The organism is Pseudomonas sp. BE134 (assembly GCF_031456105.1).
Classification (GTDB): domain Bacteria; phylum Pseudomonadota; class Gammaproteobacteria; order Pseudomonadales; family Pseudomonadaceae; genus Aquipseudomonas.
The window spans coordinates 78560-90460 of the sequence record NZ_JAVDUA010000006.1 but is presented as its reverse complement, the minus strand read 5'-3'; the positions used below and the strand labels follow the sequence as shown (position 1 = coordinate 90460).

Genomic DNA, 11901 nt, shown 5'->3' with positions numbered 1-11901 from the left:
CAGCCCGCAAGGAGATTTGCAATGACTCAGATCGCCCGCATCAGCGACACCGGCAACGACCGCCGCCTGCAAGCCGAACGACTGATCGGCAGCACTGCCTTGCAGGAAGCCCAGGCCTTGCGCTTCAACGTGTTCAGCGGCGAGTTCAACGCCAGGCTCAAAGGCGCCGAACGGGGTCTGGACATGGATGATTATGATGTTCACTGCGCCCATATCGGTGTGCGTGACTTGAACACCGGCCGTCTGGTGGCGACCACCCGTTTGCTCGACCATGCGGCGGCCAGCAGCCTGGGCAAGTTCTACAGTGAAGAAGAATTCAGCCTGCACGGCCTGGTGCACCTTAAAGGCCCGATTCTGGAAATTGGCCGTACCTGTGTCGACCCGGCCTACCGTAACGGCGGTACCATCGCCGTGCTTTGGAGTGAACTGGCCGACGTGTTGAACCAGGGCGGCTACAGCTATTTGATGGGGTGCGCGAGCATTCCGATGCAGGACGGCGGCATTCAGGCCCACGCGATCATGCAGCGCCTGCGTGAACGCTACCTGTGCAGCGAACACCTGCGCGCCGAGCCGAAAAAACCTTTGCCGACCCTGGCGATCCCCTCCAACGTCATCGCCGAAATGCCGCCGCTGCTCAAGGCCTACATGCGCCTCGGCGCGAAGATCTGCGGCGAGCCATGCTGGGACGAAGACTTCCAGGTCGCCGACGTGTTCATCCTGCTCAAGCGCGACGAACTCTGCCCGCGCTACGCCAAGCACTTCAAGGCGGCCATGTGATGAGCCGCTTGCGGGTGTACGCGCGGATTGCGCGGGTGCTGGTGGTAGTCTCACTGGGTTTGAGCATGGCCAGCGTGTTCGGGCTGTTCGAGCGGATGGGCATTGCCCACTCGATGGTCCGCCGCCAGCGCTGGTCGCGATTTTTCATGGCGCGGTTGAGCAATGCCCTGCCTTTCCACGTCTGCGTGCATGGCGAGTTGCCCAAGCAACCGATGCTCTGGGTCAGCAATCATGTGTCGTGGACCGACATCCCGCTGCTGGGCATGCTCACGCCGCTGTCGTTTCTGTCCAAGGCCGAAGTGCGCACCTGGCCGGTGGCGGGCTGGTTGGCGGCCAAGGCCGGCAGTCTGTTTATCCGTCGTGGGTCGGGCGACAGTCAGTTGATCCGCAAACAAATGACCCGCCACCTGGAACAGGCCCATCCGCTGCTGATGTTCCCGGAAGGCACCACCACCGACGGTCGTTCGTTGCGCACGTTTCATGGGCGCTTACTGTCGGCTGCGATCGATTCAGAGGTGCAGTTGCAACCGGTGGCGATTCGTTACCTGCGCGATGGCGAGCCTGATTCGCTGGCACCATTTATTGGTGACGATGATCTGCTGTCGCACTTGATGCGCTTGTTTGCCAATGATCGGGGAAATGTGGAGATTCATCTGCTCAAGCCGATTGCTTGCGAAGGCCGCGAGCGTGCGGCGCTGGCATTCGAAGCACAGCAAGCGGTGCGGACAGCGTTGTTTGGGGCGATTGCGCAGACCCGGAAAACCCCGATGCGTCCCGCAATCGCTGCATAAACAAAAATCCCCTGTGGGATCGCCGCACCGCCGCTCCCACATTTGGATCTCATCGCTGGAAATTATTGGCTCGTCCTTGCACCATGGGCGTCTTACGAAAGCTCCTGGATTACACCTCATGCCTGACGACATCCACTTCTACGAACCCGCCAACGGCCACGGCCTGCCGCATGACCCGTTCAATGCCATCGTCGGCCCGCGTCCCATTGGCTGGATTTCCTCTCAGGATGCCAATGGCCGCCTGAACCTGGCGCCGTACAGCTTCTTCAACGCGTTCAATTACATTCCGCCGATCATTGGTTTTGCAAGCGTCGGGCGCAAAGACAGCCTGAACAACATCGAGCAAACCGGCGAATTTGCCTGGAACCTCGCCACTCGCCCACTGGCCGAGCAGATGAACCAGAGCTGTGCGATGGTCGGGCCTGAGGTCAACGAGTTCGAGTTGTCGGGACTGACGCCCGCCCCTTCGAAAATCATCCAGGTGCCACGGGTCGTCGAAAGCCCGGTGTCCTTTGAGTGCAGGGTCACGCAGATTATTCAATTGCAGCGCGCGGACGGAAATGTGGTGCCGAGCTGGCTGATTCTCGGCGAAGTGGTCGCCGTGCATATTGCCAAATGGTTGTTGAAGGATGGGGTGTACGACACCGCCGCGGCAGAGCCGATTCTGCGCGGCGGTGGGCCAGCGGACTATTTTCAGCTGGGGCCGGAGGCGTTGTTCAAGATGTATCGCCCCGGCGCGGTCAGGTAATTACCAAAGCAGATCGGTATTTTCCTTGACGTCCTTGAGGCGGGTCAGCTCTTTGGCGGCGGCTTCATCGGCTTCATGTGCCGTCTTGAAAGTACGGTCTTCAAGGACTTTGTGGAATCGCGGTGCGCCCGCGCCACCCAGGGCTTTGACGGCAATGGCAGCGTGGTAACCGCCTTCACCCGGTACTACTGCGGAAACGGCTTCGAACTGTTCAAAGGCTTTACGTGCCATGTCGCGAATCCTGGTTGGTTGAGAATGGCCTCATTAAACCCTCAACCCGCCATTTTGTGTAGCCACGACTGGGTCTGACCCAACGCCTGGGCAGCCGATACCTCCTTGAAGGTATGAAAATCCAGGCTGTTGACCACCAGGTCTTGCACCAACTCGGCAAACACTTCCATTGCCGGGGTGCTGAAGTACGCGGTCATGGCCTGCTGGTTCACCCAGAAACCGGACACCAACCACAACTCGGGGTCGCATTGCGACTGTTGCAGGGCAAAGCTCAGGCATCCCGGTGCATTGCGCGACGGCTCGATCAGGGCACTCAGGCGCACACCGAGTTCCATCGAACGCCCGGCGTGGGCACGGACAAAAGCCATATGGCTGACGGGGATCTGCGTAGACATGTTCAACCCTCCCAGGTACTCGAGTGGCAGCCGTGGGACGGGCTGCGACAGGATCCAAGGTTAAGTGCACAGGCTCCAGCGCGGTTAGTCGATTCCTGCCCGTGTGTTGCACAATCCTGCGCGGCTTCTCAAAAACCCGGTAACCGCCGGCCAATGCATTCAAGCCAATGAAACTGGGCATTCAAGCAAGTTATCGTTGAACGGCCCCGGCGTAGAGGCACCGTTAATTCACTCCGTGCAGAATCAGGCAAGGTTGAGGCAGGATGTGTCTAGCGCATTGTCTTGCACAAACTTAAGCTCGGCTCACTACCCACGCCCCACCGAGGATGCCTTGCATGTCGTCGCTCGATCATTTTCAAGCCCCGCTGGACGCCGACATGGAGAAACAGCGCGCAGAACTGGCCGCGATCATCCGCCGCAATACGCAGGAGGATGGCAATTATGCGACGGCCGTCGGTTCGCTCTTCATGTCTCGCCATAGCCAGTCCCATGAATTTGCCCCGGTGCTCGCCCAACCGGCGCTGTGCATCATGGCGCAGGGGCGCAAAGAGGTCCGGCTGGCCGATGAGCATTTCAACTACGATCCGCTGAATTACCTGGTGGTGTCGGTCTCGATGCCGCTGAGCGGGCGGGTGGTGGATGTCTCGCCCGAAGCGCCGATCCTTGCGGTGCGCCTGGACATCGACCCGGCGGAAATCAGCGCACTGATTGCCGACGCCGGCCCCTTGGGCGTACCCACCCGCCCCACCGGTCGTGGCCTGTACGTCGAACGGATTGACACGGCGATGCTCGATGCGGTGTTGCGTCTGGCGCGTTTGCTGGACACGCCGAAAGACATCGCCATGCTCGCGCCGCTGATTCGTCGGGAGATTCTTTATCGGTTATTGCGCAGCCCACAGGGGCATCGTCTGTATGAAATTGCGATTGCCAACAGCCAGAGCCATCGCATCAGTCAGGCGATCAAGTGGCTCAACGGCAACTACGAGCAGCCGTTGCGTATCGATGATTTGGCGAAGGAAGTGAACCTGAGCGTGTCGACCTTGCATCACCGGTTCAAGGCGATGACGGCGATGAGTCCGTTGCAGTATCAGAAGCAACTGCGGTTGCAGGAAGCGCGGCGGTTGATGCTGGCCGAAGGATTGGAGGCTTCGGCGGCGGGGTATCGGGTGGGGTATGAAAGCCCTTCGCAATTCAGCCGGGAGTACAGCAGGTTGTTCGGGGCTCCGCCGCTGCGGGATTTGGCGCGGTTGCGGTTGAATGTCTAGCTGAGATTTGTGTGGCGTGTGCCGGCCCTTTCGCGAGCAGGCTCGCTCCCACATTTGATCTTTGGTGTTCACAGGAGATCCACTGTGGGAGCGAGCCTGCTCGCGAAGGGGCCAGCAAGGCCAACATCAAATCCGGATCAGGCGCCCAATACGCGGCAAGCCTCAGCCGGCAACGTCACTGACACCGGGTTGCCGATGTTCAACCCAAATCCCTGGCACGGCGTGCTCAGCGCGGTAAACGACACCCCGGAACACTCCACGGTGGTTTCAATCGTCGCGCCGATATCACGCACGAACGTCACCTTGCCCAGCAAGCGATTCCCCGCCGTCGCCTGTGGGTGCGACAGTTGCAGGTCTTCCGGACGAATCAGCATCTTCACTTTTTCGCCAACCACGATGCTGCTGCAAATTGGCACTTGCAGTGCATCGCCACCGGGCAAACCGACTTTGCCATTGCCCAACGCCGTAGCCGGGAAGATGTTGCCCGAGCCGATGAAGTCCGCGACGAATTCGTTGGCCGGGTGCCGGTAGATTTCAATCGGTGTGCCGACTTGTTGCACGCGGTGTTCGCCCAACACCACGACGATATCGGCCATGGTCATGGCCTCACGCTGGTCGTGGGTCACCATGATCGTGGTGATGTTCAGGCGTTGTTGCAGCTGACGGATTTCCACCTGCATCGACTCGCGCAGCTTGGCGTCCAGCGCCGACAGCGGCTCATCCAGCAGCAGGATTTTCGGCCGCGAAGCAATCGCCCGGGCAATCGCTACACGCTGACGTTGACCGCCAGAGAGTTTTGCCACCGGGCGATCAATCATTTCCTGCAGCTGAATCAGCTCCAGCAACTCTACCACCCGCGCCTGTTGATCAGCCTTGCTGACGCCACGCAGTTTCAGCGGATAGGCGATGTTCTCCCCCACCGTCATGTGCGGGAACAGTGCCAGCGATTGAAACACCATGCCGAAATTACGCTGATGCGCCGGGGTGTGGCCGATGTCTTCACCGTCCAGGCGAATCTCGCCACCGGTCAGTGTTTCGAGACCTGCGATCATCCGCAGCAAGGTGGTTTTGCCGCAGCCCGACGGGCCGAGGAAACACACCAGTTTGCCTTCCGGCAAATGCAGGTTTACATCCTTTACCGCGCAGGCCGAGCCGTAATGTTTCTCGACGTTTTCCAGAATCAGACCAGACATATGAATCACCTCAAGAAATCAGAACGAAACGCCACCTTCACCGACCAGCTTCTCCAACGCCCAGATCAGGACGAAGTCGATCAGCACGATCAGCACGGCAAACGAGAAAACGGTAGGGTCGAGCGAAGACACGGTGCGGCTGTACATCCAGATCGGCACGGTCATGACGTCGATGGTGTAGAGGAAATAGGTCACGGTGAATTCATTGAACGAGACGATGAACGCCAGCAGCATGCCCGCCAGAATCCCCGACTTCATCAGCGGCACCACCACATCGACAATCGCCCGGGTCGGCGAAGCACCGAGCATTTGCGCGGCCTCCTCGACTTCGCTGCCGATGGACAGCATCGCCGCGGTGCAGTTTTTCACCACGAACGGCAAGGCCAGGATCACGTGGGCAATCACCAACCGCGAGGTGGTGATCTGGAACGGCAGGCTGTCGAACACCAGCAGCAACGCCAGCCCCAACACCACCATCGGAAACACCAGCGGCAGCGACATCAGTTGCAGCGCCACGGCTTTGCCACGGAACTCGCAACGAGTCAGCGCATAAGACGCCGGCACCGCGATGATCGTGGCGAAGACCATGGTCAGGCACGCCACCATCAAACTGGTGGTCATGGCTTTGCCCAGGCTCAGCACGTCGCTGGCGTCTGGCGACACGAAGGTGTGCCAGGCGGCCTTGTACCATTGCAGGCTGTAACTGCTCGGCGGGAAGTCGAGGTTCGACGCACCGCTGAACGACATCACGATCATGGTCAGGATCGGCAACACCGCCAACAACAGGATGAAGCCGGAAAGGATGCCGGCAAACTTGCCGGTTTCGCCCGGCAGCAGGCCATAACGCTTCTTGATCAGGGTGCTCATTGCGAAGCCTCCAGCATGCGCCGACGGCGGCCAGTGATGTATTCGGACAAGGTCATGATCGCCAGCGTAGTGACAATCAGCACCACACCGGCCGCGGACGCGGCGGGCCAGTTCATCAGCGGGGCGATCTGGTCATGGACCATCACCGCCAGCATCGGCACGCGTCGGCCACCGAGCAGCAAAGGCACCACGAAGCTGCTGGCGTTGTAGGCAAATACCAATGTTGCGCCGGTGATAATCCCCGGCATGCTCATCGGCAGCACCACCTGACGGAACACCTGAAAGCGACTGGCGCCCAGGGTCGCGGCGGCTTCTTCGTAGGTACGGGCGACACCGCGCATGGCGCTGGCAATCGGCAACACGGCCAACGGGAACGCGGTTTGCACCAGGCCCATCAATACGCCGTTCTGGTTGTACAGCAACATGATCGGGCGCTTGATCAGACCGAGGCCTATCAATGCCTGATTGAGCATGCCGCCAGGTCCGAGAATCACCAGCCAGCCGTAGCTTTGCAGCAGCAGGTTGACCAGCAATGGCAACAGCACCGCTGCGAGGAAAACCCGGCGCACGAACGGCGAGGTCAGGCGCGACATGGTGTAGGCCACCGGGATCGCCAGCACCACAGCGATCACCGCGCTGATCAGCGCCAGGCGCAGGGTCAGCAGCAAGGATTTGAGGTAATACGGTTCCAGCAATTGGGCGTAACTGGCCAGGCTGAACCCGGTCCATTCCGCGCCTTTGGTGCCCACGCTCATGCGCAGGACCAGCAGGCTGGCGGCGATCAGTACACCCAGAAACAGCATCGACGGCGTCAGGAAAATCCAGGCGCGGGTCGTCGGCGAAACACCCCGTTGCGCGCGCACGGGGGCGGCGGCACTTACCGGATGAGTCAGAGGTTGGTGTTCCATAGCAAAGGGTCTCGTCAATGGAAAGCAGCTGACAAACACAGTCCTTGAAACCACATCGACCCCTTGTGGGAGCGAGCCTGCTCGCGATAGCGGTGTGTCAGCCAACATCATCGGTGAATGTCAGTCCGCAATCGCGAGCAGGCTCGCTCCCACAGGGGATCTTCAGTGGCTGAAGACCCTGTGGTTGTCACTCGATCAGGAAGAAAAGATTTCCGTGTAGCGACGAATCCATTGGTCATGCACGGTGGCCAGGAAGGCGTTGTCGTGCATGATCGCCTTCTCGGCAATCTGCTCTGGCGTGAGGATGTACGGGCTCTTGCGCGCTTCGGCGGAGATGATCGCCTTGGCGTTGACCGGGCCGTTGTAGATGTCTTCAGCCATCTTGCCCTGCACCACCGGGTCCAGGGAGTGGTTGATGAAGGCGTACGCCATGTCGGTGTCGCCCGGACGGTTCTTCGGCATTACCGAGAGCATCAGGTCGGTGTAGAAACCTTCCTTCATGCCGAAGGAAGCGCCGAGGCCGTAGGCCGGATCACGAATCTGTTTCGGGAAGAACGCCGGCGCGTACAAGCCGCCCATGTCCAGGGAGCCGGTGCGGAACAGCTCGGCAATCTGGTTCGGGTTTTCACCCAGGGTCACCACACGATCTTTCAGCTCGGCGAGTTTCTTGAAGCCCGGCTCAATGTTGTGCTCGTCACCACCGGCCAGTTTGGCGGCGATGATGATCAGGTCCATGGCCTCGGTCCAGTTTGGCGGCGGCAGGAAAATGTTCGGCGACTGCTCGGCATCCCACAGGGCGGCGTAGCTGGTTGGTGCTTCTTTCTGGGTGCGAGTGCTGTAGACCAGGCTGTTGCACCACAGCAGGTAACCGATACCGTGGCCGTTGGCGCCGGTGCGGTATTTTTCCGGTACGTCGACCAGGTTGGGAATACGGTTGAGGTCGGGTTTTTCCAGCAGGTTGGCGGCGGCCAGACCTTCGGCGCCGACGCCGGCCAGGGTGATGATGTCGTACTGTGGACGATCACCGCCGGCCTTGAGTTTGGCGACCATTTCCGAGGTGCTGCCGGTGCGGTCAGCGATGACCTTGCAACCGTACTTGTCTTCGAAGGTCGCTGCGATGTTGCGCAGGGCTGCCAGGCCAGTGTCATCGGACCAGGTCAGTAAACGCAGGGTTTTGCCTGCAAAACGTGTGTCGCTGGCATTGGCCTTGATGAACGGCATGCTCATGGCCGCTGCTGCAACCGAAGCTACGCCCACGGTCTTGATGAATTGACGTCTGTTCAGATCATGTTCGCCCATTACGGACTCCCTTTGTTTTTGTAGGTATAAGGCAGGTCGAAACTGTTGCATCCGCGCGACCGGACCAGCGCTATCCCTCGTATTTTCGGGGGCTTGGCTGAGCCAGCGAGTTCATCCTGAGGTCGTGTAAAACACCTGACTATCGATAAAAACTCATTGAAGCCATGACGCCAGCGCATGCCTCAACAAGAGGCATGCACTCACCTTTTCCGTGCTGTCAGATAGCGCGAATCACGTGTTTGATTTCCTGGAACGCCTGCAAACCCCATGGCCCCAACTCGCGGCCGATGCTGCTCTGTTTGTAACCACCCCAGGCGGTCTGCGGGAAGATCACTTGCGGCGCGTTGATCCACACCAGCCCGGCCTGCAAGGCGTTGGCGACCCGATCAGCCGCCTCGGCATTGCGCGTGACAATGCTGGCCACCAGACCGAACTGGCTGTCGTTGGCCAAGGCAATCGCCTCGGCTTCGCAGGCAAAACGGCGTACGCAGATCACCGGGCCGAAAATCTCTTCACACCACAGCGCACTGTCGAGGGGCACGTCGGTGAAGATTGTCGGCTGCAAAAAATAGCCGCGCGGCAGGTCAGCCGGACGATTGCCACCGCATATCAGCTTGGCGCCCGCACTCAAACCACGATCGATGTGGCCAAGCACACGCTGGTATTGCGCCTGATTGACCAGAGCGCCCATTTCCACGGCCGGGTCGAACGGGTCGGCCACGCGAATGGCTTCGGTGCGCGCCTTCAGCCGCAACAGGAATTCTTCAGCCAGTTCATCGGCGACCAGCACGCGACTGGTGGCGGAACACATTTGCCCGGCGTTGAAGAATCCACCGCCACAGGCCACTTCCACGGCGAGGTCGAGGTCGGCATCAGCGAGCACCAGCAGCGAGGATTTACCGCCCAGTTCCAGGCTCACGCCTTTAACGGTTTCCGCCGCCCGCTGCATGACCTGCACACCCACCGCGTTACTGCCGGTGAAGGAAATCTTGGCGATGCGCGGATCCGCCGACAATGGCGCGCCGACCGCCAGGCCAGTGCCGCACACCAGGTTGAACACGCCGGCTGGCAAACCGGCCTCAGCGATGATCGCCGCCAATTCCATCTCTGGCAGTGGCGTCACTTCCGAAGGTTTGAGCACCACGCAGCAACCGGCGGCCAGGGCCGGGGCGAGTTTCCAGGCGGTGGTGACCATCGGGAAATTCCACGGCACGATCAGGCCGACCACACCGGCCGGCTCACGGCGCAGGCGCGCGCTGAAATCGTCGCTTGGTAATTCAACAGCGCTGTCTTGTTTAGCGTCGAGGCCTTCGGCCAGAGCGGCGTAATACTCGAAGGTAGCGATCACGTCATCGACGTCGATGGCCGCTTCGAACAGCGGCTTGCCGTTGTTGCTCGACTGCAAATGCATCAGTTGCTCACGACCTGCCTGCACGCCCGCCGCGATTTTTCGCAGGATCGCGCCACGCTCGGCGCCGGTTGTTTTCGACCACTCGGCGAAGGCCTTGGTCGCCGCACTCACCGCGTGATCGACGGCCTGTGCATCGCCGCCATTGACGGTGGTCAACAAGGCCTCGGTCGCCGGGTTGATCACGCGCAGGTGTTCGTTGCCGGCCGACCATTGCCCGTCGATGAACAGACCGTCCAGCGTCGTAGGGAACGTCATTTCGACACCGCCTTCATCCACTGGGTCTGATCGATTTCAATCAGGGTCGGGCCTTGACGATCGGCCGCGGCACGCAGCGCAGTGCGCAGTTGCTCGACGCCGCTGATCGCTTCCGCGGCGCAACCCAGTGCCTTGGCCACACCGATGAAGTCCGGGGTGTAGATGTCCACGCCAACCGGCTCGATGGCGCGATTGACCATGTACTTCTTGATCTCTTCGTAGCCCTGGTTATTCCACAGCAGCACGATCACCGGGGTGCGCGCTTCAACGGCACTGGCCAGTTCCGGCAGGGTGAATTGCAGGCCACCGTCTCCGATCAGGCACACCACCGGTGGACGCGAACCGCCTTCAACGCGACCGCCCAGCCAGGCGCCGATTGCGGCCGGCAAGGCGTAACCGAGGGTGCCGTAACCGGTGGACGAGTTGAACCAGCGACGTGGGCGCTCGGGGTTGAACGTCAGGTTGCCGGTGTAGACAGGCTGGGTCGAATCGCCGACGAACACAGCGTCCGGCAACACGTTCAATACCGTGTCAAGGAAGAGGGTCTGGGCCAGCGTCGGGGCATCCCAGGTCTGGGCGAGCTCTTCACGCAAACGGGCGGCACGGGCCTGCCCCCAATCGTTGCAACGCTCGGCCAGCGACTGCTGGGACAGCGCACTCAGCAAAGCCTGGGCGGCATTGCGCGAGTCGGACACCAACGCCACGTGCGGCGGATAGTTGCGCACGGTCTGGTCCGGGTCGATGTCCACGCGCAGCAATTGGCCAGGAATTTCGAAACCACCGGCGAAGGTGACGTCGTAGTCGGTCTCGGCCAGCTCGGTGCCGATCGCCAATACCACGTCCGCCTCAGCCACCAGTGCACGGGTCGCGACCAGGCTTTGGGTGGAACCGATCAGCAACGGATGGCTGGATTCGAGCATGCCTTTGGCATTGATCGTCAGCGCCACCGGCGCGTCCAGCAGCTCGGCCAGTTTCGTCAGCTCGGCGGCGGCATCGATGGCGCCGCCACCGGCGAGAATCAATGGACGCTTCGCATTGGCCAGCAATTCGGTCATGCGTGAAACGGCGCTCGGCGATGCGCCAGCGCGGTCGATGTTCACCGGTACGCTGCTGAGCAGGTCATCGGCTTCTTCAACCAGCACGTCCAACGGAATTTCGATGTGCACGGGGCGCGGACGGCCCGCCTGAAACAGTGCGAAAGCGCGGGCCAGAACACCCGGTAATTCGGACGCCGACATCAAGGTATGGGAGAACGCCGACACGCCGGCAACCAATGCACCCTGGTTCGGCAGCTCATGCAACTTGCCGCGACCGCCGCCCAACTGGTTTCGCGATTGCACGCTGGAGATCACCAGCATCGGGATCGAATCGGCGTAAGCCTGGCCCATCGCCGTGGTGATGTTGGTCATGCCAGGGCCGGTGATGATGAAGCACACACCCGGTTTGCCGCTGGTGCGCGCATAACCGTCGGCCATGAAACCGGCGCCCTGTTCGTGACGCGGAGTGACGTGGTTGATGCTCGAACGGGCCAGCCCGCGATACAGCTCCACGGTGTGAACCCCAGGGATGCCGAACACCTGCTCGACCCCGTAATCTTCGAGTAACTTGACCAATACTTCGCCGCACGTCGCCATCTGATTTTGCCCTTCTTGTTCGTTTGAGACGCCGGGCCTGCGCAGTGTTTATGATGGGTGGGCAGGTCCAGGGATGGCCTCATTGGAACGGGCGACACGTAGCCGCAACAATGGATAAAAAGTCATA

Annotated in this window: 12 protein-coding genes; 4 read left to right on the top strand and 8 right to left on the bottom strand. The window is 60.7% G+C overall.

The genetic code is table 11. The annotated features are described in order from the left end of the window. The first annotated feature begins 21 nt into the window (after positions 1 to 21). From olsB to J2Y56_RS07270, 3 genes are all read left to right on the top strand, one after another. The gene (olsB, locus tag J2Y56_RS07280) at positions 22 to 777 is read left to right on the top strand and encodes an L-ornithine N(alpha)-acyltransferase (protein WP_310337162.1); all 756 of its coding nucleotides are present in this window, start codon (positions 22 to 24) and stop codon (positions 775 to 777) included. After that, positions 777 to 1568, top strand: a complete 792-nt coding sequence (locus tag J2Y56_RS07275) for a lysophospholipid acyltransferase family protein (RefSeq protein WP_310349500.1) — start codon at positions 777 to 779, stop codon at positions 1566 to 1568. The genes olsB and J2Y56_RS07275 overlap by 1 nt, the downstream gene beginning before the upstream one ends. A 118-nt stretch (positions 1569 to 1686) precedes the next feature. Continuing rightward, the gene (locus tag J2Y56_RS07270; RefSeq protein ID WP_007945650.1) at positions 1687 to 2316 is read left to right on the top strand and encodes a flavin reductase family protein; all 630 of its coding nucleotides are present in this window, start codon (positions 1687 to 1689) and stop codon (positions 2314 to 2316) included. Here J2Y56_RS07270 and J2Y56_RS07265 read toward each other — a convergent pair whose 3' ends face one another. After that, positions 2317 to 2547, bottom strand: coding sequence for a hypothetical protein (locus J2Y56_RS07265; protein WP_007945652.1), 231 nt, complete (start codon positions 2545 to 2547; stop codon positions 2317 to 2319). Between the two features lie 41 nt (positions 2548 to 2588). After that, positions 2589 to 2942, bottom strand: coding sequence for an antibiotic biosynthesis monooxygenase family protein (locus J2Y56_RS07260; protein WP_310349497.1), 354 nt, complete (start codon positions 2940 to 2942; stop codon positions 2589 to 2591). Positions 2943 to 3277: 335 nt separating this feature from the next. On the opposite strand from J2Y56_RS07260, the gene J2Y56_RS07255 reads away from it, so the two are divergent. Beyond that, complete coding sequence (locus J2Y56_RS07255) at positions 3278 to 4207, top strand: AraC family transcriptional regulator (protein WP_310349495.1); 930 nt, start codon at positions 3278 to 3280, stop codon at positions 4205 to 4207. A gap of 137 nt (positions 4208 to 4344) precedes the next feature. Here J2Y56_RS07255 and J2Y56_RS07250 read toward each other — a convergent pair whose 3' ends face one another. From J2Y56_RS07250 to J2Y56_RS07225, 6 genes are all read right to left on the bottom strand, one after another. Beyond that, positions 4345 to 5400 carry an ABC transporter ATP-binding protein gene (locus J2Y56_RS07250; protein ID WP_223520316.1) on the bottom strand — a complete coding sequence of 352 codons (1056 nt, stop codon included), beginning with the start codon at positions 5398 to 5400 and terminating at the stop codon, positions 4345 to 4347. A gap of 18 nt (positions 5401 to 5418) precedes the next feature. Continuing rightward, complete coding sequence (locus J2Y56_RS07245; protein WP_310349490.1) at positions 5419 to 6267, bottom strand: ABC transporter permease; 849 nt, start codon at positions 6265 to 6267, stop codon at positions 5419 to 5421. Then, the gene (locus J2Y56_RS07240; RefSeq protein ID WP_007945659.1) at positions 6264 to 7175 is read right to left on the bottom strand and encodes an ABC transporter permease; all 912 of its coding nucleotides are present in this window, start codon (positions 7173 to 7175) and stop codon (positions 6264 to 6266) included. Before J2Y56_RS07240 ends, J2Y56_RS07245 begins: the two co-directional genes overlap by 4 nt. Before the next feature lie 195 nt (positions 7176 to 7370). Beyond that, positions 7371 to 8474 (bottom strand): extracellular solute-binding protein, encoded by a 1104-nt coding sequence (locus J2Y56_RS07235; RefSeq protein WP_007945660.1) that lies wholly within the window; start codon positions 8472 to 8474, stop codon positions 7371 to 7373. A gap of 217 nt (positions 8475 to 8691) precedes the next feature. Further along, complete coding sequence (locus tag J2Y56_RS07230; RefSeq protein WP_310349487.1) at positions 8692 to 10140, bottom strand: aldehyde dehydrogenase family protein; 1449 nt, start codon at positions 10138 to 10140, stop codon at positions 8692 to 8694. After that, positions 10137 to 11774, bottom strand: a complete 1638-nt coding sequence (locus J2Y56_RS07225; RefSeq protein ID WP_310349484.1) for a 5-guanidino-2-oxopentanoate decarboxylase — start codon at positions 11772 to 11774, stop codon at positions 10137 to 10139. Before J2Y56_RS07225 ends, J2Y56_RS07230 begins: the two co-directional genes overlap by 4 nt. Positions 11775 to 11901: the final 127 nt, after the last annotated feature.